Genomic DNA, 24,788 nt, shown 5'->3' on the forward strand with positions numbered 1-24,788 from the left:
GAGGCAGTGGAATACTGCCTCTTCGCTTTATCAAGGAAATAACAATGAAAACAAAGTCAGTATGTCTTACTTTTTTAGCACTTAGCCTCTCTGCTGGTGCGATTGCGAAGCCGCTTGTCATTGCGCACCGTGGCGCATCGGGCTACTTGCCTGAGCACACGCTAGAAGCCAAAGCACTTGCTTACGCAATGAAACCTGACTACATAGAGCAAGATGTGGTAATGACGAAAGACGACCAGTTGGTCGTGTTGCATGACCATTATCTCGATCGCGTAACGGATGTTGCGGAGCGTTTTCCTGATCGTGCACGTAAAGATGGTCGTTATTACGCGATTGATTTCACTCTGGCGGAAATCAAATCCTTGCGAGTTACCGAAGGGTTCAACATCGATGAGAAAGGCAACAAAGTAGCGGGCTATCCAACCCGATTCCCTATGTGGAAATCTGACTTCACCGTGCCGACGTTTGCTGAAGAGATTGAGCTGATCCAAGGCTTAAACAAAACGCTGGGTTATGACATCGGTATTTACCCAGAAATTAAAGCGCCTTGGTTCCATCGTCATGAAGGTAAGGACATTTCTAAAGCAGTACTTAAAGTCTTGAAGCAGTACGGTTACGGCTCTCAAGACGACAAAGTCTACCTTCAGTGTTTTGATGCGAATGAACTTCAACGCATCAACAGTGAACTCATGCCTGCAATGGACATGGACTTAAAGCTCGTTCAGCTTATGGCTTACACGGACTGGAACGAAACTATGGTGTACAAAGGCGACAAGGCAACACCATACAGTTATGACTGGATGTTCGAAGCCGACGGAATGAAGAAAGTAGCGAGTTACGCGGAAGGAATTGGACCTTGGAAGCCGATGCTGGTGGATGATAAGTCAACCAAAGACAATATCATCATCAAGCCGTTGATGAAGGCTGCAAAAGACGCTGGCTTGCAAGTGCATCCATACACGTTCCGCGCCGATCCAGGACGCATTCCAGCGTACACTGACAGCTTTGAAGGCATGATGGATGTGTACTACAACCAAGTAAAAGTGGATGGTTTGTTTACTGATTTCCCAGATAAAGCGGTCAGCTTTTTAAATCAGTAATCACGCATTTTTCTTTAAGCTAAAAAATCCCCCAACAGTTTCCTGCTGGGGGATTTTTCTTAACTATTTATTAGTTGTTTTTATGCAGTTCGCTGTTCAGTTCAACCGCGCTCTTGTTAGCAAGACACTCGATTTGACCTGTTACAGAGTTACGACGGAACAGTAGGTCAGAAACACCTGCAAGATCGCGTGCTTTCACTACTTCTACTTCTTGGCCAGCAGAATCTAGCATGCGTACTTTAGAACCAGCAGTTACGTACAGACCTGATTCGATAGTACAACGGTCACCCATTGGGAAGCCAAGACCTGCGTTCGCGCCTAGTAGAGAGTTTTCACCGATAGAAACTACAACTTTACCGCCGCCAGATAGTGTGCCCATGATAGATGCGCCGCCGCCGATGTCAGAGCCGTTACCAACCACTACGCCAGCAGAGATACGACCTTCAACCATGCTCACGCCAGTTGTACCTGCGTTGAAGTTGATGAAGCCTTCGTGCATTACCGTTGTGCCTTCGCCAACGTGTGCGCCAAGACGTACGCGAGAAGTGTCAGCGATACGAACGCCAGTTGGTACCACGTAGTCCACCATTTTAGGGAACTTGTCTACGCAATCTACGCTTAGTGCACGACCCGCTAGGCGAGCTTCGATTTGACGCTCTGCTAGTTCAGGTAGATCGATTGGACCTTCGTTAGTCCATGCGATGTTGTGTAGTAGACCGAAGATACCGTCTAGTACCGTGCCGTGCGGTTGAACTAGGCGGTTAGAGATAAGTTGAAGTTTTAGGAAGCCTTCAGCAACGCTTTGTGGCTGCTCGTCAGTTGCAAGGATAACCAGTACAAGTGGTTGTGCTGATTCTGCTGATTTTGCTGCGAAAGATGCGTTTGCAGCATCGCCGTTTGCTTCAAATGCTGCTGCCAGTTCTGCGCTTTGTGCTGCAGAGATCTCGATAGCTTGGTTGCCTTGCTCGTAACCTGCTACTGCGGCTAGTGCGTTAACAAGCGCTTCGCTTGGGTTAAGAACTGGGTTTGGGAAAAACGCTTCGATGATTTTGCCGTCGCGGTTTTTAGTTGCCGTACCAAAGGCTAGAGAGAAGAAAGCCATAGTTGATCTCCATGTGTTGAGTCTTGTGTCTCGTCTGTTCACTGACAAGAAATAATTAAGTTGTCAGTCATCATAATGAGAGTGCTAGGGAGTTTAAAGAGGGGAAATAGATAAAGTCTGTAGATGGATACCTTTTGTCTTTTTAGAGATATGTTTGTCTGATGAGAAATGTGTCGCAAAAGCCTTATCAGACCGGTTTGGGGTAAAGACAAAGTGAAGTTGGAGAAGGGGGCATAGCAAAAAATAAGGGGAGGGCCGAAGTCACTCCCCCTACACTGGGTTTGTTGGATTTACTGGCTTTGGGTAGTAAAGCGATAAATCGACTTAGAGGTTTAGCTCGCCGACCTCTACTGCAAGTGCAACCGTTGCCCCTACCATTGGGTTGTTACCCATGCCGATGAAGCCCATCATTGCAACGTGCGCTGGTACAGAAGAGCTACCCGCGAACTGAGCATCAGCGTGCATGCGACCCATTGTGTCGGTCATGCCGTAAGATGCAGGACCTGCCGCCACGTTATCTGGGTGTAGAGTACGACCAGTACCACCACCTGATGCCACAGAGAAGTAAGGCATGCCTTCACGGTTACGTTCCGCTTTGTAGATACCTGCTACAGGGTGTTGGAAGCGAGTCGGGTTGGTTGAGTTACCTGTGATGCTCACATCCACTTGTTCTTTATGCATGATAGCCACGCCTTCACGCACATCGTCTGCACCGTAGCAAAGGATCTCACCACGTGGACCTTGCGAGAATCGACGACGTTCTACTTCCACTAACTCACCAGTTTGGTAGTTGTATTGAGTGCGTACGTAAGTGAAACCATTGATGCGTGAGATGAGGTAAGCGGCGTCTTTACCCAAACCGTTCAGGATCACTTTCAACGGATTTTTGCGTGATTTGTTGACGTTCAATGCGATTTTGATTGCGCCTTCTGCCGCTGCGAATGACTCATGGCCCGCAAGGAAAGCGAAACAGCCACTTTCTTCATTCAATAGACGAGCCGCCAATGCACCGTGACCGATACCCACTCGGCGTTGTTCTGCTACGCTGCCTGGTTTTGTGCAGGCTTGAAGGCCTTCACCGATGATGTTTGCCGCTTCTTCTGCTGTTTTTGCTCCGCGGAAAATCGCCAAAGCAGTGCCTAGCGTGTAGGCATCGGCAGCGCTTTCAAACGCGATAGGTTGAGTGTCCATCACTAGTGCTTTAGGGTCGATACCACGATCCATACAGTATTGGTAAGCCTCTTCCAGAGAAGAAAGTTGCATTTCGTCTAATGTGCGACGTACAGATTCAGTAATTGGAGTGTTCATAATCTCTTTCCTCTTGGTGGCAATTATTGTTGGCGTGGGTTGATGGTCGTTACGGCTTCGTCAAAACGACCGTAAGTCCCCGTTGCTTTGTCTGCGGCTTCTGCAGCAGATACGCCTTCGTTGATGGCTTTCATCATCTTGCCGAGGTTGAGATATTGGTAACCAATCACTTCTTTGTTTTCGTCTAGCGCGAGTTTTGTTACGTAGCCTTCAGCCAACTCCATGTAACGCACGCCTTTTGCTTTAGTTGAGTAACTAGTACCCACTTGGCTACGTTGAGTTTGACCAAGGTCTTCCAGTGCCGCACCAATTTCCAAGCCGCCTTCAGAGAAAGCAGATTGAGTACGACCGTAAACAAATTGAAGGAAGATTTCGCGCATCGCGACGTTAATAGCATCACATACCAAGTCGGTATTCAGTGCTTCAAGAATGGTTTTGCCAGTTAGGATTTCTGCGGCCATCGCGGCTGATTGAGTCATGCCTGAACAGCCGATCGTTTCGATCAAAGCTTCTTCGATGATGCCGTTTTTGACGTTAAGAGTCAGTTTTGCTGCACCTTGTTGAGGAGCACAAGCACCAACGCCGTGGCTAAGACCAGAAATCGCGATAACGTCTTTTGGATTGATCATTGCGCCTTCAACAGGGATCGGTGCAGATGCATGAAGATCGCCGCGTTGAATCGGGCACATTGATTGGATTTCGTGTGAGTATTGCATAGTGTTTTCCCAGTGTACGATATCCAGCCTATTTGTCAGACTCAACGGCGTTGACTGCTCTTATTCGCTCCATCAAATAGAAAACTATGTTCAGGAGGTTCATGCGTTTGTCGCCTTGTTGAGTTAACAACTATTTTGGATATCTTTTTAATTTTTGAGAAAACAGGAGCGGGGTTGGAGAAGAGTTGAATTGCTCACTACAGAACTCTCGCTTTCACAACATAAGCGAAAGCACTTCCAACAGGGCTGACCTGTTTTCGTTTCTGTAGGAGTCATTAGCTTTAACAGCGGTTCGAATCTTTCGATTCCGGTGGAACCCCATCACCGAACCCATTTAGACTAGATCTAAGTCACACTAATCTGCAACATGAAATTTAGAGCAATTTGGGATATTAAATCGGTTCTTTATATTCTCAGAGATATATGGAGATAAACGGAAGGAATAAAAAAACGCCGCATAATGCGACGTTTTTTCTAAACAAATGAGAGGCTTATGCAGCGTCTTCTTGCTCGCTATCTTCTTCAACAGCTTCAAGCTTCTTTGCTTTTTTTGGTGCAGGTTTACGTTTTGCACCCAGAGCGTAAAGCACTTCTTCTTTGTTTTGCGCAAGGTACATTGCAAGATCTTCTTGCTTACCTTCGTCTTCTAGAAGTTCACTTTTACCCAGCAGTGAGAATAACTCGTCTGCCATATCCAGCATTTTGTCGTATGCGTCAGCTTCCGCTTTAGAGGTAAAAGTCATTTTCTCTTCTCCATTGCGTTCTACCACGTACTTGACGATTACAGCCATGGTTGGTCCCCTAATTTGGTGTATTGATACTGGCTTTTTATACAGTTTTTGACCAATCAAGTCTAGCGACAAGCCTCAGAATGAGAGACACGTACAACTAACTGACTAGCATTTAAACTATCTTGGTTTCACTTTGCGGGTTTGTCCGTCAAAGGAAGGTTTGTTGGTCGCTCCCAATCTTGGCAAAATTCGATAAACGTTTTGAGCAATGGGCTTTGATATTTCTCTTTATGAACCAGTAACCAGAAGCGACGTTTCATATCTAAAGGCATGTCGAGCAGTTTTACGCGGCCGTCGCGAATAGCAGGTTCTGCAGACAAGCGTGACAAGCAGCCTAAGCCCAGCCCAGCAGATACTGAGTTGATCAACGCTTCGGTGGTATTGAGCTGAAAAGCTTCATGCCAATGTTCCAAGCGCGGTGCGACAACGCGCATAAAAAATTCGCGTGAACCAGATCCTGCCTCTCGCAATATCCATTCACTGTTTTCTAGCTCGGTTAAGTTTACTGGCCCTTCGTGCGCGGCTGGGTAATCGGGCGCGCAAATCACGCACATTTCATCTTCGCTAAACTGGGTAGACTGCAATTCAGGGTGAAGTGTTTTGCCTTCAATGAGGGCTATGTCTAACTCGTAATCGGTCAGCATGTCGCAGATTTGTGCGGAGTTAGAAATGAACAGGCTTTGAGAACGATGGTTCGTTTGCTGACGAAATTCGCTAAGCAAATAGGGCGCGACTTGGTTACCAATGGTGTCGCTGGCACCAATGCGAAGTTGGCCCGATAGCGCTTGGTCACCATCGAAAATGCTCTCGATGTCCTTGGCTCGGTTGAGTAATTCGTCCGCCAGTGGCAGCAGTTTTTGACCTTCTTGGTTCAAAATTAGTCGGTTATTAACACGATCAAACAAGTGATGGCCGATCTGCTTTTCTAATTCTGAGAGTGCCATGCTCACAGCGGCTTTCGATAAAAAGAGACTATCAGAAGCCGCTGTGAGCGTTTTGTGCTGCGTGATCGTCGTAAACACTTTCAGTTGTTTAAGAGAAATGTGACTTGCCATACCCTGCCGTTAAGTAATTCTGAACGTTTGTTTTAAATAATTAGATATATCGGAACGAAGTGCAAGCGTATTATACGCCCCATCAAAAGTGAGTCTGGTTGAGGTCATCATGATTCAAAGAACAAAAGCAAAAGTAATGGGAGCACCAACTCCAATGGCGGGTTTGGCTCTTGGTATTGCAAGCTTGGGCTGGAGTTGGGAGAACTTCGCCGAATTACATGGCTACGGACAGTGGATTAGTGCGGGTATCGCGAGCATATTATTGGCTATATTGGCAACCAAGTTTTTGCTACATAATCATCTGTTGAGACAAGATCTTGCTCATCCGGTTGTGGGCAGCGTGGTTCCGACATTTGCGATGGGCACTATGGTGGTATCGAACTCTCTCGGCCATTTTTACCCATTAGCTGGCGATGCGCTTTGGCTGATTGCGGTGGTTTTGCACATCGTGTTCTTGGTGAGCTTTGTTTACCATCGCGCCAAAGATTTTGAATTGCACCACATGGTTCCTAGTTGGTTTGTACCGCCAGTGGGTATCATCGTTGCGGATGTGTCTTTCTCTGGCAACCCTATGTTAGCACCAGTGGCACAAGGTGCATTGATGTTTGGTATGGTGGCGTACGCGATCATGTTGCCGATGATGATTTACCGTTTCATGTTTACCCATGAAATTCCGGATGCAGCAAAACCAACCATGGCAATTATGGCGGCGCCAGCAAGTCTATCATTGGCAGGGTACTTAACGGTCACTGCGACACCATCACCAGTGATCATCGCTATGCTATTTGGTATCGCGGTATTGATGACAGCCATCATATATCTCGCGTTCTTTAAATTGCTTAGACTGCCATTTAGCCCAGGCTATGCAGCGTTTACCTTCCCGATGGTGATCGGTGCGACGGCGCTGTTTAAAATGGCGAATTGGATGGAGTTGCAAGGATTGGCTGCGCACTATGTTCAACAAGTGCGAGGCTTAGCTGGTCTTGAGTTGATTGTGGCAACATTTGTTGTCTCTTATGTGGCTTTACAATACATCAACAACTTATTGATTCAGCCACGCTTGATGCACGCTCATCACGCTTAAATAGCAGATAGGAAAAAGCCTCTTGGTCTTACAACCAAGAGGCTTTTTTATTTCAATCGGCGTCGATGTTGGACACTAGCCTTTTTTGTAAAATCGCGACATCTCATCCAGAGAATGACGAATGATATCGACAGGAATTTTCTGTTCTTTCTCGACTTTTAACTGGCGATTCAGTTGCTGAGAGTGCCCGCCAGGGTTGACCACAAGCATCAGTTCTTTGCCGACCAATGCATAGTTGTAGTAGCTGCCTGCAATATACCAATCGCGAGAGGCAGAGCTATCAAACAAGTTATGACCAACGCTGTATGAACTCGTTGTGCCTTGAACGTCAAACAGCGTATTCATCATGGTTGGCACGACGTCAAAATGGGTCGTGCGGTAATCAACTTGCTCTGGCTGACGATTTGGCATGTACACGTAAAGAGGCACATGTACTTGAACGTCACTGTAGTTACCCGTGTGGCCCCAATAGTTCATCTTATGGTCGTTAAACTCTTCACCATGATCTGATGAAATCACCACAATGGTGTTGTCTAAGTCGACATTTTTCAGCACATCACCAATCAAGCTGTCGATGTAGTACAACGAGTTCTTGTATCGATTGTGGTAAAGCGAAGCGTCAAAATCGTTGTTGAGCAAAATGTGGTCAACGCGTTCCCAGTATGGTTTGAATTTCGCAAATTCAGGTTCAGGAAACACCGTGCCGTGGGCGGCATCGTAGAACAGAAAACCAAAGTACGGCTTGTCGCTGTCCTGCTTTTGGAACTCGATGAACTTGTCTGTTATCTGCTGATCGCGCTCGACAGCTGTTTCTCCAGTTTGTTTCAGGGTCAAGTCCGACACTTTTTTGAATACCGTGCGAGAAAGTGGCGGGCTGGTGAGCGGTGCTGAGCCAAAAATGCCCATGCGGTAGCCTTCTGCTTGCAGCGTATCCATAAACACAGGAGAGCGTTGACTTGCGTAAAAGCTTTCCCAGTAGGTCGCTGGCAAGCTGTAAAACAGGCTGAAAATACCCGCTTGAGTTGAGTTGCCGCCGCTCATATGTTGTGTGAAATTCACCGTTTTTTCGGCGAACTTGCTGACATTTGGCATGACTTCCGGCGTCGCATCACTGTAGCGCCACGCGTCAACCAAGATAAACAAAACATTGGGCTGTTTCTCTTTGCTTTGCACTTGAATCGGCGCAAGCGGGTAGTTGAGTGAGCTACGTTCAATGTTGGTTAACTCTACGCGGTTCTTCGATGCAATGTTCTCATCCACTAGGTCGTGTTTGTAAATAAATTTACGAGCCGTCAGCGGGTAGTAAAGTGGCCAGTTATTCGAAAACTGACTGACTTCATCGTCGTAAAGTGCGTTTTTGTACGCATGAATCATCTGCGTGCTAAGCAATACAGCAAACCAGACGCTGATCAAAACGAACTTAGCTCGGCTTTGTGCCAGTTGATTACTTACCCAAACGGTACAAGCGAGCCCGATCACCAGAACGGCAATTTCACTGATGAAGATTAGCCAACTCATCCACGAAATATCGAAGACATCATCACCACCTTCGAAAAACATACGGATTAATAGAGCGTTGATGTGAAGTTTGTATTGTTGAAAAACGAGAATATCGACTTTAAACATAATCAATAGACAGATCGCGATAGCGATCACGATGCCTTTGAATACTCGAGTCGGTAGAAAAGATAGCAATAAACTCAACAACATAAATGGAAGAGCGATCAAGCCCAGCCAGCCATATTGAGTCGAAACCAAATAGTAACCTTGCAACAAGGTTAGCGGTTCATTCTGATTGTTAGACAACACAAAAGGATAACAAGCGATCGACAGGTACACTGCAAAGCAAGCAAAAAAAGCAATCAGCCAAGCGCTGTTGGAAGACAGTTTGCGAAACATACTTTTTGTTTGTTTATAAATTATGGGTAGAGGGAGTATAAAACAGTGTTTTTTATTATGGAATAGTTGCGACGAATGTCACATTTTGTATGGAAGTGTCAGACTTGATTGACATGTGAAAATTCAGAAGATTCATACTCTATTTGAGTGATATATAACCTTTTGTTTTTTCCGAACGCGAGATCACTGCGGGTTTAAATGGGGCTGTGCTAAGCTAGCTAACAGTTTCAATCGGCGCTCGGTATTCCCAATTTGTTTACTGTTTATCACTCCAACCAAGTTGACGTTCTTAAATCACTCCTTGTCGAACTGATTCGAATCAGTCCGCTGGAAAACCCGTTCGAAAAAGAACAAATTCTGGTTCAAAGTCCAGGCATGTCCCAGTGGCTAAAAATGGAATTGGCCAAAGAGTTTGGTGTTGCCGCGAACATTGATTTTCCGCTCCCTGCGACTTTCATTTGGGAAATGTTTACGCAGGTATTGCCAGACGTGCCAAAACGCAGTGCGTTTAACAAAGAAGCGATGACGTGGAAGTTGATGCATTTGCTTCCGGGGCTTCTCAACCAAGAGGTGTTTTCGCCGTTAGCGCAGTACCTCAAAGATGACATTGACCACTCTAAGCTGTATCAGCTGGCTGAGAAAATTGCCGATATTTTCGATGGTTACTTGGTGTATCGTCCGGAATGGATCGCAAGTTGGGAAGCTGGGCAGAGTGTGCCAGAGCTGGAAGATGAGCATCCGTGGCAGCCGATCTTATGGCAAGCGTTGTATGATCACACTGTGTCATTAGGACAGTCTCCATATCACCGTGCCAACCTTTATGAGCACTTTATCGACACGTTAGAGAGTTTTAACGGCAATTTTGACCATTTACCCAAGCGTTTGTTTGTTTTTGGCATTTCTTCGTTGCCGCCTCGCTATATGGATGCGCTAAAAGCAATTGGTGAACACATCGACGTGCATCTGATGTTCACCAACCCGTGTCGTTATTACTGGGGTGAAGTTCGAGATCGCAAATATCTGGCTCGTTTGGCGGCGAAACATCGTCAGCACGTTGTGTGGCAGGACGATCACTCGGAAGTGCAAGGTGAAACTGAGCAACTGAAAGGATCACTGGAAGATAATGTGATCGATGAGCTGCACACCGATGTGGTCGGAAACAGTCTGTTGGCATCCATGGGTAAACTCGGGCGCGACAATATGTATCTGTTGTCTCAGCTGGAATCTCATGAAATCGAAGCCTTTGTTGATGTTGAGCGCGACAGTCTGCTCCATCAATTGCAAGCGGATATTCTCAATCTTGAAGAACATCAAGATGATCAACAGATTGAAAACAGTCATCACAAACAAGTGGTTAGCTTGGGTGATAAATCACTGAGCCTACACGCTTGTCACAGCCCGATGCGCGAAGTTGAAGTGCTGCATGATCAACTGTTGGCGATGTTCGATGCTGACCCAACGTTAAAACCGCGCGATATTATCGTGATGGTCGCGGACATCAACGCTTACAGCCCTGCGATTCAGGCGGTCTTTGGTAACGCGCCGGGTGAGCGTTTTATTCCATATTCGATTTCTGACCGAACCGCCGATCAAGAGAGCCCAATTCTGGCTGCATTTATGCAGTTGGTGAACTTACCCAATACGCGCTGTTTGGCATCAGAACTACTCGAACTTCTGGAAACTCCAGCGATATTAAAGCGTTTTGAACTCAGCGAAGATGATTTCTTACAAGCCAAACAATGGGTTGAGGAATCGGGAATTCGCTGGGGGTTGGATGCCAATACCGGACGCGAATTTGAACTGCCGGAAACTCGTCAAAACACATGGCAATTTGGTATTCAACGCATGTTGCTTGGCTACGCGATGCCAGAATCCGCTGGTTTGTTTGAAACCGAGCAAGGCAGTTTGTCTCCGTACAACGAAGTGCAAGGCATGGGCGCAGAGCTGGCGGGCAAGTTGGCACACTTTATCCAACAAATTAGCACTTATCGAAGCAAACTTTCTCATGTTCAGACTATTGATGGTTGGCGAGAGACTTTAGTTTTACTGCTGGATGACTTCTTCTCAGTTGAGTTAGAAGGCGAAATGGCGCTCAAATCCATTCGCGATACCCTGAGCCAACTGAAAGAACAGCTAGCTGATGCGGCATTTGATGATGCGTTATCGCCGTCGATCATCAGCCAATACCTTCAAAATAAATTATCTGGAACACGAGTTAGCCAGCGCTTCCTGGCTGGTCAAGTGAACTTTTGTACCCTGATGCCGATGCGATCTATTCCGTTTAGAACCGTATGTCTGCTGGGGATGAATGACGGCGTGTACCCGCGTTCTATGCCGCCAGAAGGCTTTGACTTGATGACGGGAAGAACCAAGCCGGGCGACCGTTCGCGCCGAGATGATGACCGTTACCTATTCCTCGAAGCAATGCTATCGGCACAGCAAACGCTCTACATCAGTTATGTTGGCCGTTCAATCCAAGACAACACCGAGCGAGTGCCTTCGGTTCTGGTTTCTGAGCTGATGGAATACTGCCACCAAAACTATTGTTTAAGTGGTGATGAAGCGTTGCCCGTTGATGAGTCTGGCGACAACTTATTAAATGCGTTGGTGAATACCCACGCCATGGTGCCGTTTAGCCCAAGTGCGTTCCAAGGCACGCACGCCAGCTACGCGAAAGAGTGGATTCCAGCGGCATTGACTCAAAGTAGTCAATCGCAAGGCTATGTTCGTCGTGATTTTAATCGTGCATTAGACGACTATCTGTTAGGAGCGACGTTCCCACTTGAGCTCGACTTAGTCGAGTTGCAACGTTTCTGGCGCTTACCGGTGCAGTATTTTTTCAATCGTCGCTTAAAAGTAATCTTTGAGCCGCCACTGCCGGTGATGGAAGACGACGAACCCTTTGTTTTAGGTGGTTTGGAAAGCTATCAAATGCGTGATGAGCTGTTAGAAACCTTGCTTGAAACGACATTGATGCAGCCTGAGAAAAAAACAGAGGTGCTTAAACACTTTATGAGTCAACAGCGCGCGCAAGGCAAACTGCCGGTGGGGGCGTTTGGTGATATCGAGTTTGAAACCAACCGAGTTCAGGCGGAAGAGCTGGTGGACAAACTGGCGTTTTTATCTGGTGCGCCTCAAGACGATTTGGAAATCGACCTGACGTTTGACTCCTTATTTGAGCGAAATGAAGGCGAAGAGAAAAACGTTCGCCTGACTGGTTGGCTAACTCAATGCTACCAATCCGGTTTGATTCGCTATCGAAGCGGTAAGATTCGCTCGCAGGATTACCTTGCAGCGTGGATCGATCACCTTGCCATGTCGGCGTCGGGTCATGCTAAGAAAACCCACATCATTGGTTACGATCGTAAAGAAGGCGCGCTGCATTTGATCTACCCAGAAATTGCCGATGTGCATTATGCCAAACATCTACTGACTGAATTAGTTCGCTTATTCTTCGAAGGCATGACTAAGCCTTTGCCTTATTTCCCGAAAACGGCGTTGGCTTGTGTTGAAGCGGGCTTTAGCCGTGGTCAGTGGGTCGATGACGAAGAGAAATCTTTGAAGAAAATGGCTGACGCATTCAATGATGGTTTCATGAGCCCGGGCGAAGGCAATAATGCGTACATCTCTCGAATTTGGCCTGCTTGGAATGATGAGTTGGCCTCAGAAGTTCGTGTGCTGACAGCATTAGTACTGCAAGGTGCGCGCTTAGCGGTTCAAGACGCTGATGATGTAAAAGCGTGATAAAGAAAGTTGGATAAAGAGAAGGAAGAGTAGGGTGGCCGCCAGAAAATCATTATTTTTTGTAGGGCGTTCGCTGTACGGCCACAAGGTCAGAGGGACCATGATACTTTTGTTTAATTCATTTGAGTTGTGCCGCCAAAAAGGTTTGGCTTATCTCGTGGGGCGCATACTAACGGTACGTCTTATGGATAACCGTGAGAAAGATCTCACAAAGCTCTAAATTATCCAACTTGTTAAACATATTAATAGAATTTTTAACTATAGATCACATTTATTAGGTGATACGTCCTAGTAAATAATCCGGAGAGATTCAGCGTTATGGATCAAATGTCAGGTGCAGAGTGTCCTCTACATACGTTAGACCGCACAGAGCAACCTCAACCAACGCCACTAGAACCGATGACGTTTCCTCTGCATGGCGCGAGGTTAATCGAGGCATCAGCAGGTACAGGTAAAACCTTCACTATTGCAGGTTTATATCTGCGCCTTTTGCTTGGTCACGGCTGCGAGGAAACTCGACATCGCGTACCGCTTACAGTCGACCAAATTCTGGTCGTAACCTTTACCGAAGCGGCAACTGCGGAATTACGCGATCGTATCAGGGCAAGGATCCATGACGCGCGAATCGCGTTTGCGCGTGGACAGAGTTCCGATCCGGTGATCCAACCTTTGCTTAATGAGTTTGACGATCACAAGCAAGCCGCAGAAATTTTATTGCAGGCAGAGCGTCAGATGGACGAGGCGGCGGTCTACACCATTCACGGTTTTTGCCAACGTATGCTAACGCAAAATGCGTTTGAATCTGGCAGCCGATTTAATAACGAGTTTGTGACCGATGAAAGTCACCTAAAAGCGCAAGTTGTAGCCGATTACTGGCGCCGCAATTTCTACCCGTTGCCATTTACCTTGGCTGGAGAAATTCGCCAGCTATGGGGCTCTCCATCTGCGTTATTGTCTGACATCAGCAATTACTTAACTGGTGCGCCGTTAAGCCTTTCTGTTCCGGCAATGAAAGGCAGTTTGGCTGATCTTCATACTGAAAATCTGAAAAAAATTGATGAATTAAAAGCACAGTGGCGAGAAAGCCAAGATGACTTCTTAACGCTAATTTCAGATTCAGATATTAACAAACGTAGCTATACCAAAAAGTCTCTGCCGACGTGGTTGGAGGTGGTAAACACTTGGGCGGCAACGGAAACTACAGGTTACGATTATCCAGACAAGCTGGAGAAATTCGCGCAAAACGTCTTGTTGGAAAAAACACCGAAAGGCAGTGCGCCGCAGCATGCGGTATTTGAAGCCATTGAAACATTTCTTGCCAATCCAATCAGCTTAAAAGCGCCACTGCTTGCGCATGCGATTGAGCATTCTCGAGTGATGCTGGCCAACGCGAAAAATCAAAAACAGTGGCTCTCTTTCGATGATTTGCTGACGCAACTTTCTGCTTCTATCGATACGGACGAAAGCGAGCTTTTAGCGGCGCGTATTCGTACTTTGTATCCTGTCGCAATGATTGACGAGTTTCAAGATACCGACCCGCTTCAATACAGTATTTTCAGCCGTATTTATCTGAACAACCCGGAATGTGGTTTGTTTATGATCGGTGACCCCAAGCAGGCGATTTATGGCTTTCGTGGCGCAGACATTTTCACCTATATCAAAGCGCGTAACCAAGTAAGTGCCCACTACACGTTAGGAACCAACTGGCGTTCTAGCGCAGATATGGTGCAGGCGGTGAACCAAGTGTTTGCCTTGCCCGATAGTCCATTTATCTATGATTCGGATATTCCGTTCTTACCCGTTAAGTACAGTCCCAATGCCGAAAAACGCATTTGGACTATGGGTGGCCAAAAGCAACCGGCGCTGACTTATTGGTTGCAAGAAGCGGACGATAAACCGCTACCAAAAGGCGAGTATTTGACTCGAATGGCAGAGGCGACCGCAAGCCAAATCCAAACCATTTTGACGCAGGCTCAACAGGGGCAAGCGTGTCTGGTGAATGGCGAAAAACAGAAAGCGGTTCAAGCGGGCGATATCGCGGTGTTGGTTCGAACAGGTAGTGAAGGTCGAATGGTCAAACAAGCCCTGGCAGACCAAGGCATTGCCAGCGTGTACCTGTCTAACCGAGACAGTGTGTTTACCAGTTCAGTGGCGCAGGATTTACAGCGTTTGCTGCAAGCGGTGCTGACTCCAGAAAATGATCGTGCGCTGCGTGCAAGTCTTGCCTCTGAGCTGTTTGCCCTCGATGCAGCAAGTTTGGATGCGCTTAATAACGATGAAGTCGTGTGGGAAAACGCTGTTAACGAATTCAAAGAATATCGCAAACTTTGGGTTCAACGTGGTGTGCTGCCGATGTTGCGCGCGGTGATCAGCAAACGCCATATTGCTGAGCGATTACTAGAAGAGGGTGCAAGCTCACAGGGTGAAAATGGTGAGCGAGTACTTACCGATTTAATGCACATCGGTGAACTGCTTCAACAAGCCAGTAATGAATTGGATAGCGACCACGGTCTGCTGCGTTGGCTCGCTCAGTCTATCAGTGATGCGGAAAACGGTTTGGGTGGCAGTGATGACCAAATCCAACGTTTAGAATCGGAACGTAACTTAGTGCAGATCGTAACTATTCACAAATCAAAAGGCTTGGAGTATGACCTCGTATTTCTGCCGTTTGTGTTCAGCTATCGAGAAGCCAGTGAAGCCAAATATTACGATGCAGCCAATGACTGCACGGTACTGGATATCACTGGCAACGATGCGTCCATGAAGCAAGCGGACAAAGAGCGTTTGGCGGAAGACTTACGCTTGATATACGTGGCACTAACGCGTGCTGTTTATGCGTGTTTTATCGGTGCCTCACCGTTGCGCAATGGCCGTTCGACCAAAGAGCCAACTGGTGTACACCGCAGTGCGATTGGCTATTTGATTCAAAATGGTCAAGAAGGTGGCATTAACGATTTGCACCAAGGTTTAACAAAGCAACAAGACGAGCTTGATTGTGTCGTTGTGGCCGATCCGCCGCAGCAACTCGAAGAGAAGTACGTAGCGCCACAAGAAGAAATATACGATCTTAGCGCGAAAGAACTGCAAAACCCTATCGACAGAAACTGGCGCATCACCAGTTATTCTGGCTTGGTCAAGCAAGGCTCTCATCACGCCGAGCATGATGCCACGATTGAGATTACAGGTTTTGATATCGACTCATCTGAAGAACAAGACGAAGCGGATTTGGTGGAGCCAGAGCGTTCTATTTTTACCTTCCCTCGCGGTGCGCGTCCGGGGACGTTCCTGCACAGCCTGTTTGAGGAAATTGAATTTACTCAGCCAGCCGCGACGGAAGAGAATACACAAATCATCCTTGGCTTGATGGAAAGCGAACAGCTCGATGAAGAGTGGTTGCCCATTTTACAGCAATTGATTGATACCGTACTCGCAACGCCGTTGGATGGTAAGTCTTTGCTGCTGAATCAAAAAGCACCGTCGCAACGTTTGGTGGAGATGGAATTTTTGCTGCCGATTGAAGTTTTGTCTGCACCGGCGTTAAACCGAGTCATTCAACGTCACGATCCGTTGTCGGCGAAAGCGGGGGATTTAGGTTTCCAAACCGTGCAAGGTATGCTCAAAGGTTTTATCGACTTGGTGTTTGAACATCAAGGTAAATACTACGTGCTTGACTGGAAATCGAATCATCTGGGCGACGATGTGACGAGCTACCATGGTGAGGCTCTGAAATCGGCGATGGCGGATCACCGCTACGATTTGCAGTATCAGATTTATGCGTTAGCACTGCATCGTTTCCTAAGCAGCCGATTGGCGAATTATCAATATGATCATCACTTCGGTGGCGTGTATTACTTGTTCTTGCGCGGCATGGATGGGCAGAGTGACCACGGCATTTTTGCCGCGAAACCAACCTTAGACTTCTTACAAGAGATGGATCGTTTGATTGATGGTCAAGCACTTGAAACGCGCTCAACTCAAGCCGGGCAGATGGAGCTACTTTAATGACGACAAATCACAATCTTCATTCTGACCAAGATAGTCTATTGGTAGTGCTGGAACGCTTGGCGCACAAAGGTGCTATTCGTCAGCTCGACTACCAATTCGCCTGTTTTATTGACTCTCAAACGCATGATGAACAGTCGGATAGCCAAGCACTGGCGTTTATCGCGGGTGTTGTCAGTAGTGAGCTCGGCAAAGGACATATCTGTCTGTCTCTGTTCGATGCACAAGGGCAATCTACGGATTTAGCCAGTAAGCTAGGGCTGTTTGGTGAGTCGGCATTGGCGCTCAATACACAGTTGCAAGGCATAGACTGGATTCAAGTATTACAAAATTCCAACTTGGTCGGCGCGCAAGGAGAAGCCTTGCCGCTGATGTTCGATGGCGAGCGTCTGTATCTGCACCGCTATTGGCATTATGAAGTGACACTGGCGGAAAAGCTCAATCAGTTGGGCGCCGCAGTTAACTTGCAACCACAAGAGTTTGTGCGATTATCGGAGTTGCTCAACCATTTGTTTGCACGCCAATACCATTTTCTGTTTAACGCGTTAGGCAAAGCAGTAGAAGCGGGAAGCAGCAACCAAGTGTTGCGCCAGCAATTGGTATGTGATCACCTTGATGTGGTCGCAAGCGAATCGTTGGATTGGCACGCGATTGATTCCGTGCTTAGCAATGCGCGCAAGGTTCAAGATTTGCAAACACTGGATGAACTCGTGCCACTCTCAGCTTGTGTGAACTGGCAAAAAGTCGCGGCGGCGGTTGCGTTAACTCGTCGATTTGCTGTGATTTCTGGTGGCCCTGGTACGGGTAAAACGACGACAGTAACCAAATTGCTTGCTGCTTTGATTGAACAGGCGACGCAAGAGAAAAATCTAACCATCAAGCTGGTGGCCCCGACGGGGAAAGCGGCGGCGCGATTAACCGAGTCCATTGGTAAAGCGGTGCAAGAACTGCCAGTTTCTCCGGAGCTAAAAGCCAAAATTCCGACTGAATCGAGCACTTTACATCGGTTGCTGGGCGCGATTCCTAATAGTGCAGAATTTCGTCACAGCAAGCAAAATCCACTGCATTTGGATATTTTAGTTATCGACGAAGCGTCGATGGTCGATTTGCCAATGATGTACAAAGTAGTCGATGCCTTACCGAAACATGCGCGGCTGATTTTGTTAGGTGATAAAGACCAACTTGCCTCAGTTGAAGCAGGGGCTGTGTTGGGTGATATCTGTTCGTTCCATGCATTGGGTTATGGCAAAGAGCAGGCGTCAGCCATCGCAAAACTGACGGGGTTCGGTACTTTAGCTCATACGGGTAACAGTGCATCTAGCATTGCCGATAGTTTATGTATGCTGCAAAAGAGCTACCGATTTGATGCTCGCTCAGGCATTGGTCAGTTGGCAAAAGCGGTTAACTCAGGTTCTGCTGCGAGCGTAGATAACGTCTGGGCGCGTGACTTTTCCGATATCGAACATTTCGCACTAAGTAGTCAACATTATAACCAAATGATGCAGACGTTGGTGCAGGAATACGGTCGTTACCTCAAACGCATTGGACAACAGGAAACTGATCCTAAAACCGGAGAGCCAGAGTCGCTAACGCACAAAGCCAAAGCGGTGTTAGATACCTTCAACCAATGCCGGTTGCTGTGCGCGATCCGTGAAGGTGACTTCGGTGTGGCTGGGCTAAACCAACGTATCGAGAAAGCGCTCGCAGCGCGCAAGTTCATTCAAGTTCAGGATGAAATTTGGTATCACGGCAGACCCGTCATGGTTACGCGTAATGATCACGGTTTAGGTTTGTATAACGGTGATATTGGTATTTGCATGCGAGATGACACTGAAGAAGAACCGCGTTTGAAAGTCTTTTTTGAGTTACCTGACGGCAGTGTGAAATCGGTCTTACCGAGCCGAGTACCTGAACATGAAACGGCTTACGCCATGACCATCCATAAATCGCAAGGCAGTGAATTTGATTACACCCTGATGATTTTGCCACCAGACTTTAGCCCGATATTAACCCGTGAGTTGATTTACACAGGCATTACCCGCGCGAAAAAGCGTTTAGCTCTTTATGCCGAACTCAATGTCCTGAAGCGAGGCATTAAGGTGAAAACGACTCGTGCGAGTGGGTTAGTAAAGCGGCTTACGAATTAAATTTTACTTGTGATTGTGACATTTTCGAAGATGATTCTTTGTGGCGGGTCTTATATTTGCCATTTCGTTTTCATGCAAAATGGATTGTTATTGAGTAAGGCTCTTTCTTAGCGATATATTTCTCCTTTCTCATTCACATATCAAAGGCAGCTGAATATGGGATTGCTCGACTCGTCTTTTCTAACCTTCTTTATCGCCGGAGGAGGCACGTTTTTATGGTTCGTTATTATCGGAGCAATTTTTATATTTTTTATACCACTAAAGGTGAAGCGGTTTGCTTTTAATCCGAAACATTATTCAGAAGTAGAGTTAGCTTTAGTCTCGGGTTTTCACTTTGGTGCTTTAGTACATGGTGTAGGCTTAGTTGCGGCGGTCGCTTTACCAACTTTAGCGAGGAGAAGGGGCTTTGCTGATATTCATCAAGTTTGCTCCGGTCTATTCATCGGAATTTGCCGTATTTATATAAGCGTTTTATTGCTTCTAGCTATGATCACTTTAAGCTCAATGGTGGTTTGGATGTCTATTACTTGAGAGCTGGAATAGAAGGTCGGTGAAGTTTGCAGTTATTAGAAGTTTCTTTTATTACATTTTTTGTTGCAGGTGCTTTGTTAGTTTTTTGGTACCTGATAGTAGGTATTTTGCTTATTGTTATCACGCCGCAAAAAGTAAAGCACTATGCGTATACTAGTGAGCACTATACAGATATTGAGCTTGCTTTAGTTTCTGGATTTCACTTTGGGGCCTTAATACATGGATTAGCTCTTGTTGCCGCAGTTGCATTTCCTAAGTTGGCCAAAAAAAGAAAGCTAACAGATATTCGTAGAGTTTGCCCAAAGTGGTTCATAAGTATTGGGCTAGTGTACTGGACTATTTTAATCTTTATCGTAGTCACTATTTTTGCATCTTTGTTAGCTATGATTTTGTTTTGAATTGATTACGTACGTAAAAGAAGACCGAGCTTATGGCTCGGTCTTCTTTTATGCATGTTTTGCAAACGCATTGGTAAAAGACACGCTGCGTATTTTGTATTGCTGTTGATAAGCAAGAATAAAATCTCGGATAGCGTCATTTACGGGGAAAACACAGTGGACGTCTAGGCCTTCTAAAAACTGATTGTCAGCCATATCCCAGAAGCTTTGAAGCGAATTACAAATGATTGTTCTCATAACAGTGCTCGTCTCGGCTTATTTAAAGTCAGATTAACAACTGTCCTTGGTGTGCAATACGGAGCTAACTAGTTTTTCAATTGCCCAGTATTTTAGGGTGAAGGCTACATTACATCACCTAGATCCATTCGTATTGGTTAAAAACCAATCACTAGCGAGCAGAGTATAGCCAACCAAATGTATATTTAAAAGATAAAATTGGAACAAAAATCAAGCAATGGTTTGCGCATATCTAAGTTGGGTTTACATGATGACCCGCTAGTCCGGAGTAGGGGTTATGTGTGGCCTTACTCCTAAACAAACTCGTTCCTAAACAAGCTCGATGTGCAGGGTTGAGCGTGAATGAACTGAATCCTGCCCTTTGAGGTTAGTTGGTATAGTGGAACGTTAAGTTTCGCTCCCTGATTTAAGGTTAAGCTATAAATCTAACGCTAAGATTTTGGACTTACGCTGGAAGTTATATAACCCTTGTTTGGCTCCAGGCAAATAGTCGACACTGACTTCGTAAAAACCTTGCTCTCTAAACCAATGCAAACTGTGTGTCGTGAGGACAAAAATCTGATCAATGGTTTCGGATTTAGAACGATGTTTCATGTAGTTGAGCAGTAACAAACCTCGGTTTCCATCACGATAGTCAGGGTGAATCGCTACGCAAGCCATCTCAGCTTTACGCTCTTCTGGGTATGGGTAAAGGGCAGCACAGCCAATAATCAAGCCGTCTTTTTCGATGATGGTAAATTTTCCAATCTCTTGCTCTAGCTGCTCTCGAGAGCGCCTAACCAGTACACCTTGTTCTTCTAACGGGCGAATGAGGTCTAAGATACCGCCAATATCGTCAATATTAGCTTGCCTCACTTGTTCAGCACTCGCCATAACAACTTGGGTTCCGATGCCGTCGAAAGAGAACAACTCCTGAATTAAGGCGCCATCTACTTTATAACTGATCAAGTGGCTACGAGGTACTCCGGCACGGCAAGCGGCAATAGAGCCTTTAAGAAAGCGCAGTGTTCCTGTGTTGTAATCTAGATCAGGAGACGTATTTTCAGAGAGCGTTTTGATGACATGCTCCGCCTCAATTGGCAGTAATTCGGCGACAGCATTGCCGTTGTCATCAATGACACCTTGTTCGGAGCAAAAACCAATCAGCTTATCCGCACCCAGCTTTATCGCCAGTTGTGTCGCGACTTCCTCAGAAAGTAAGTTAAAACACTCGCCAGTCACAGAGCTAGCAATGGGGCCAAGTAGCACAATAGAGCCTTGGTCGAGCGTGCGATTAATCGCGTCGGTGTCAATGCGGCGAATGCGTCCACTATGGCAATAGTCCACACCATCATCAACGCCGAGTGGCTGAGCAATGATGTAGTTTCCGCTAACGACATTGAGCTGGGTGCCTGCCATCGGGGTGTTGTTGAGGCTCATTGATAGGCGCGCAGTAATCGCAAGTTGAAGTTGTCCGGCAGCTTGCATAACAACAGATAAAGCCGATTCATCCGTAATGCGGATATTTTTGTGGTAAGGCGTAGTGAGGTCTTGTTTTTCTAGCAGCTGATTAATTTGAGGACGTGCACCATACACCACCACGACTTTGATTCCGAGGCTGTGCATGAGTGCGATATCATTAATAATATTGCCAAAATTTTTGTGTGCGACGGCTTCTCCGCCCAGCATGATCACCATGGTTTTTCCGCGGTGAGCATGGACATAAGGTGTTGATTGACGGAATCCTTTTACGAGAGCAGTACTACGAATTTTCACTACAGCCATTCCCTTGTTTAATTATGTTAAAATAATGCCTTTTTATTCACTTGGTGGCAAGGTGAAATTTTGGAATAAAGCACAAACATATTGAGGTAGGTTCTTGGTCCCGTTAAAAGGGAAGGTTACAATGGGTGCGTCTTTCCTCAATACGTGAACCTCATGTCTTCTGCTGTTAATAAGAATGCTGCGATCACTGCTTCAAATCTGTCAAAAACGTCATCTAAATCAATGCTTCGTAAGTGGCTAGAGCGTTCTCTCATGCTTATAGCGATAGTTGGAACCGTTGTCGTGTGCATGCTGTATAGTGATTTGATTACTCGAACCATTAATCCGCCCATTCCCAAATCGACAATTTATGGTCGCTGGGTTGAGCAAGATGTTGCGCCTTATGCTCGTGAAGAATTTGTGTTGAGTGAACGCGGTGTTACCGTAAATGGTTCTACAGTGGCGACCAGTTTTGAATTCGATGGGGATTCGTTTTCGTATCGAGTGGGTTCAAATGAGCGGCACTTCAATTTTGTGGGTAAGCAGCATGCAGAAATGAAGCTGGATGCCAATGCACATTATCTACCTGTATTCCGTTTAGAGGGACGTGCAAGGATAGCGGTAAGATAGTCGTTTTTATTATTGTCTTTTAAGCAGAGCTCTCTTGCGTCTGTGAGCCATATGGATGATCACAATTTCATCTCTCAATCAGTAAATTTTACTTCCAAACATAATCCGGACAATTCCGTAATTCTTCCGCTGTTATCATGTTGCATTAACTGAATGAATTTACAACGAGTAAACGGATTGGCTTAGCGTTGAAACATTTTGTCGTTGCTTTTCAATTGCACCGTAAGCATTTGTTTGCCATCCTTTTGCTATTCTCTTTTACGGAAAAGACACGTGTTAAAAAAACTCCTTCCTATTATCTCTTTGAGCCTACTCTTTGGCTGTGCTCAACAAAATGATCGTGCTCAGCAATATCTTGATGGTGAGTTTCCTCAGATCCTCAATAAAGTGGACGTAGTTGAGTCTAACAAACCACGCGATTTTACTGAATTTAACAAGCAAGCAGAGCAAGTGGTGATAAAGTCACCATCCATGGCGAAGATTTACCAACCGCTATATCAACGATTAAGTGAGTGGGCGCAACAAAGCGGAGACACCAGCGCGTTGAGTGCGTTTGGCATTCAAGCCGCGCAATTGGGTGGTGGTGATAAAAAAGGTAATGTGCTGTTTACCGGATACTTTTCTCCCGTGATGGAACTGCGTCATACACCAAACGACATTTTTAAGTACCCAGTTTATGGCAAGCCAAACTGCTCATCAGATTGTCCGACTCGCGCGGAGATCTACAACGGGGCATTAGATGGCCAAGGTTTAGTGCTAGGTTATGCGCCTAACCGTATTGACCCGTTTATGATGGAAGTGCAGGGCAGTGGCTATGTGCATTTTGAAGATGATGATACGTTGGAGTACTTCGCGTACGCAGGGAAAAATAATAAAGCTTACGTTAGTATTGGCCGCATTTTGATTGAACGTGGTGAAGTGCCGCGTGAAAAAATGTCTCTCAAAGCGATTAAAGAGTGGGTAATGGACAACGACGACGCAACAGTACGCGAGTTGTTGGAGCAAAACCCTTCTTACGTTTTCTTTGCGCCAAAATCGGAAGCGCCAGTAACGGGGTCGGCTGGTATTCCTTTGTTGCCAATGGCCGCGGTCGCGGGTGACCGTTCTATCTTACCAATGGGCACACCAATCTTGGCGGAAGTACCATTGCTGAATGCGGATGGTACGTGGAGCGGTGCTCATCAACTGCGAATGCTGATCGTTTTAGACACTGGTGGTGCGGTAAAACAGAACCATTTGGATCTGTATCATGGCATTGGTGCGAGAGCAGGAACGGAAGCAGGGCACTACAAGCATTTTGGTCGAGTGTGGAAACTTGGGCTGGAAAACTCACCAACTCAAGCGCCTTGGGCTTTGCCGCCAGAAAAGCTACAATAGCGACCCAAGAAAGAGGAACCGCCTCTTATCTAGACATTTCATCAAAGAGTGCGTATAAATCGCACTCTTTGTTTTTCTATCGATCATCTGGACTTCAATATGCGTGAACTCGATACCCCAGCATCTGACAGCTACAATCAACGCTTTGGCGGCACTCGTCGTCTTTATGGCAACAGTGAAGTGGACATTCTTCGCGCTGCACACGTTTGTGTTATTGGTATTGGTGGCGTGGGTTCATGGGCGGTCGAAGCGCTGGCCCGTACTGGGATCGGTGAGTTGACTCTGATTGATATGGATGATGTTTGTGTCACGAACATTAACCGCCAAATTCATGCGATGACGGGCACCGTTGGCCAAAGCAAGATTGAAGTGATGGCCGAGCGTGTCAAATTGATCAACCCAGAGTGTAAAGTCAATCTGATTGATGATTTCATCACGCCAGACAATCAACATGAGTACTTAAGCAAAGAGTTTGATTACGTGCTAGATGCGATTGACAGCGTAAAAGCGAAGGCGTCTTTGTTGGCGTATTGCCGCAGCAACAAGATCAAAGTGATCACCACGGGTGGTGCTGGTGGTCAGGTTGACCCAACGCAGATTATGGTCGCTGATTTAACGAAAACGATCCAAGATCCTCTAGCGAAGAAAATCAAAGACACCCTGCGTCGTCATCATAACTTCCCTAAGAATCCGGCTCGTAAGTTTGGTATTGATTGCGTGTTTTCAACCGAGCAGCTGAAGTACCCTCAAGCAGACGGTTCAGTGTGTGGTGTGAAGTCGACAGCGGAAGGCCCAAAACGTATGGATTGTGCTAGCGGTTTTGGTGCGGCGACTGTTGTAACTGCAACGTTTGGCTTTGTCGCGGTATCGCGAATCGTTGAGAAGTTGATTTCAAAATATAAGAAGTAAACTAGAAGAAGAGCG

The 24,788-nt window shown here is 46.4% G+C and carries 18 protein-coding genes and 1 riboswitch; of the genes, 10 read left to right on the forward strand and 8 right to left on the reverse strand.

All coding sequences use genetic code 11. The features are described from left to right. Positions 1-44 precede the first annotated feature (44 nt). Positions 45-1,100, forward strand: coding sequence for a glycerophosphodiester phosphodiesterase (gene glpQ / locus R7R78_RS12400; protein ID WP_005380201.1), 1,056 nt, complete (start codon positions 45-47; stop codon positions 1,098-1,100). Positions 1,101-1,170: 70 nt separating this feature from the next. On the opposite strand, the gene dapD is transcribed toward glpQ, so the two are convergent. The 5 genes from dapD to R7R78_RS12425 form a co-directional block, all read right to left on the reverse strand. Continuing rightward, on the reverse strand, positions 1,171-2,202 hold the full coding sequence (gene dapD / locus R7R78_RS12405) for a 2,3,4,5-tetrahydropyridine-2,6-dicarboxylate N-succinyltransferase (protein WP_149192400.1): 1,032 nt from the start codon (positions 2,200-2,202) through the stop codon (positions 1,171-1,173). Between the two features lie 324 nt (positions 2,203-2,526). Next, entirely contained in the window at positions 2,527-3,510 is a 984-nt protein-coding gene (locus tag R7R78_RS12410; RefSeq protein WP_038866039.1) for a GGGtGRT protein, read from the reverse strand. A 23-nt stretch (positions 3,511-3,533) separates the two neighbouring features. Further along, positions 3,534-4,226, reverse strand: coding sequence for an iron-sulfur cluster assembly scaffold protein (locus R7R78_RS12415; protein WP_005386501.1), 693 nt, complete (start codon positions 4,224-4,226; stop codon positions 3,534-3,536). A 259-nt stretch (positions 4,227-4,485) separates the two neighbouring features. Next, a riboswitch (Fluoride riboswitch) is annotated at positions 4,486-4,561 on the reverse strand. A 156-nt stretch (positions 4,562-4,717) separates the two neighbouring features. Further along, positions 4,718-5,017, reverse strand: coding sequence for a YebG family protein (locus R7R78_RS12420; protein ID WP_005386503.1), 300 nt, complete (start codon positions 5,015-5,017; stop codon positions 4,718-4,720). Between the two features lie 128 nt (positions 5,018-5,145). Beyond that, positions 5,146-6,072, reverse strand: a complete 927-nt coding sequence (locus tag R7R78_RS12425) for a LysR substrate-binding domain-containing protein (RefSeq protein WP_005386506.1) — start codon at positions 6,070-6,072, stop codon at positions 5,146-5,148. Positions 6,073-6,181: 109 nt separating this feature from the next. Between R7R78_RS12425 and R7R78_RS12430 the strand changes: the two genes are divergently transcribed. Further along, on the forward strand, positions 6,182-7,156 hold the full coding sequence (locus tag R7R78_RS12430) for a TDT family transporter (protein WP_017636010.1): 975 nt from the start codon (positions 6,182-6,184) through the stop codon (positions 7,154-7,156). 75 nt (positions 7,157-7,231) lie between these two features. Here the strand turns inward: R7R78_RS12430 and R7R78_RS12435 are convergent, their stop codons facing one another. After that, a complete protein-coding gene (locus tag R7R78_RS12435; protein WP_137282329.1) occupies positions 7,232-9,055 on the reverse strand; it encodes a DUF3413 domain-containing protein in 1,824 nt (607 codons plus the stop codon). 252 nt (positions 9,056-9,307) lie between these two features. On the opposite strand from R7R78_RS12435, the gene recC reads away from it, so the two are divergent. The 5 genes from recC (at position 9,308) to R7R78_RS12460 (ending at position 19,877) form a co-directional block, all read left to right on the forward strand. After that, on the forward strand, positions 9,308-12,799 hold the full coding sequence (gene recC / locus R7R78_RS12440) for an exodeoxyribonuclease V subunit gamma (protein ID WP_225473667.1): 3,492 nt from the start codon (positions 9,308-9,310) through the stop codon (positions 12,797-12,799). Positions 12,800-13,126: 327 nt separating this feature from the next. Next, complete coding sequence (gene recB / locus R7R78_RS12445; RefSeq protein WP_225473694.1) at positions 13,127-16,801, forward strand: exodeoxyribonuclease V subunit beta; 3,675 nt, start codon at positions 13,127-13,129, stop codon at positions 16,799-16,801. After that, positions 16,801-18,948, forward strand: a complete 2,148-nt coding sequence (gene recD / locus R7R78_RS12450; RefSeq protein WP_225473668.1) for an exodeoxyribonuclease V subunit alpha — start codon at positions 16,801-16,803, stop codon at positions 18,946-18,948. The genes recB and recD overlap by 1 nt, the downstream gene beginning before the upstream one ends. Before the next feature lie 156 nt (positions 18,949-19,104). After that, complete coding sequence (locus R7R78_RS12455) at positions 19,105-19,479, forward strand: hypothetical protein (RefSeq protein ID WP_225473672.1); 375 nt, start codon at positions 19,105-19,107, stop codon at positions 19,477-19,479. Positions 19,480-19,505: 26 nt separating this feature from the next. Then, entirely contained in the window at positions 19,506-19,877 is a 372-nt protein-coding gene (locus tag R7R78_RS12460; protein ID WP_031780957.1) for a hypothetical protein, read from the forward strand. A gap of 48 nt (positions 19,878-19,925) precedes the next feature. Here R7R78_RS12460 and R7R78_RS12465 read toward each other — a convergent pair whose 3' ends face one another. Both R7R78_RS12465 and argA read right to left on the reverse strand, forming a co-directional pair. After that, on the reverse strand, positions 19,926-20,114 hold the full coding sequence (locus R7R78_RS12465) for a hypothetical protein (protein WP_005380230.1): 189 nt from the start codon (positions 20,112-20,114) through the stop codon (positions 19,926-19,928). 417 nt (positions 20,115-20,531) lie between these two features. Next, positions 20,532-21,869: an amino-acid N-acetyltransferase gene (gene argA, locus R7R78_RS12470; protein WP_225473675.1), complete on the reverse strand. Its 1,338-nt coding sequence runs from the start codon at positions 21,867-21,869 to the stop codon at positions 20,532-20,534. 162 nt (positions 21,870-22,031) lie between these two features. Between argA and R7R78_RS12475 the strand changes: the two genes are divergently transcribed. The 3 genes from R7R78_RS12475 (at position 22,032) to tcdA (ending at position 24,773) form a co-directional block, all read left to right on the forward strand. Beyond that, positions 22,032-22,487 (forward strand): DUF2850 domain-containing protein, encoded by a 456-nt coding sequence (locus tag R7R78_RS12475; RefSeq protein WP_005380234.1) that lies wholly within the window; start codon positions 22,032-22,034, stop codon positions 22,485-22,487. Positions 22,488-22,760: 273 nt separating this feature from the next. Continuing rightward, positions 22,761-23,864 (forward strand): murein transglycosylase A, encoded by a 1,104-nt coding sequence (gene mltA, locus R7R78_RS12480; protein ID WP_225473676.1) that lies wholly within the window; start codon positions 22,761-22,763, stop codon positions 23,862-23,864. A 99-nt stretch (positions 23,865-23,963) separates the two neighbouring features. Further along, positions 23,964-24,773 carry a tRNA cyclic N6-threonylcarbamoyladenosine(37) synthase TcdA gene (gene tcdA, locus R7R78_RS12485; protein WP_005380241.1) on the forward strand — a complete coding sequence of 270 codons (810 nt, stop codon included), beginning with the start codon at positions 23,964-23,966 and terminating at the stop codon, positions 24,771-24,773. The last annotated feature ends 15 nt before the right edge of the window (positions 24,774-24,788 follow it).

The organism is Vibrio sp. 2134-1, assembly GCF_033339495.1.

Bases quoted from the DNA above. Each gene is read 5' to 3' on its own strand.
- glpQ (WP_005380201.1), top strand. From the start codon at position 45: ATGAAAACAAAGTCAGTATGTCTTACTTTTTTAGCACTTAGCCTCTCT.
- dapD (WP_149192400.1), bottom strand. From the start codon at position 2,202: ATGGCTTTCTTCTCTCTAGCCTTTGGTACGGCAACTAAAAACCGCGAC.
- R7R78_RS12410 (WP_038866039.1), bottom strand. From the start codon at position 3,510: ATGAACACTCCAATTACTGAATCTGTACGTCGCACATTAGACGAAATG.
- R7R78_RS12415 (WP_005386501.1), bottom strand. From the start codon at position 4,226: ATGCAATACTCACACGAAATCCAATCAATGTGCCCGATTCAACGCGGC.
- R7R78_RS12420 (WP_005386503.1), bottom strand. From the start codon at position 5,017: ATGGCTGTAATCGTCAAGTACGTGGTAGAACGCAATGGAGAAGAGAAA.
- R7R78_RS12425 (WP_005386506.1), bottom strand. From the start codon at position 6,072: ATGGCAAGTCACATTTCTCTTAAACAACTGAAAGTGTTTACGACGATC.
- R7R78_RS12430 (WP_017636010.1), top strand. From the start codon at position 6,182: ATGATTCAAAGAACAAAAGCAAAAGTAATGGGAGCACCAACTCCAATG.
- R7R78_RS12435 (WP_137282329.1), bottom strand. From the start codon at position 9,055: ATGTTTCGCAAACTGTCTTCCAACAGCGCTTGGCTGATTGCTTTTTTT.
- recB (WP_225473694.1), top strand. From the start codon at position 13,127: ATGTCAGGTGCAGAGTGTCCTCTACATACGTTAGACCGCACAGAGCAA.
- recD (WP_225473668.1), top strand. From the start codon at position 16,801: ATGACGACAAATCACAATCTTCATTCTGACCAAGATAGTCTATTGGTA.
- R7R78_RS12455 (WP_225473672.1), top strand. From the start codon at position 19,105: ATGGGATTGCTCGACTCGTCTTTTCTAACCTTCTTTATCGCCGGAGGA.
- R7R78_RS12465 (WP_005380230.1), bottom strand. From the start codon at position 20,114: ATGAGAACAATCATTTGTAATTCGCTTCAAAGCTTCTGGGATATGGCT.
- R7R78_RS12475 (WP_005380234.1), top strand. From the start codon at position 22,032: ATGTCTTCTGCTGTTAATAAGAATGCTGCGATCACTGCTTCAAATCTG.
- tcdA (WP_005380241.1), top strand. From the start codon at position 23,964: ATGCGTGAACTCGATACCCCAGCATCTGACAGCTACAATCAACGCTTT.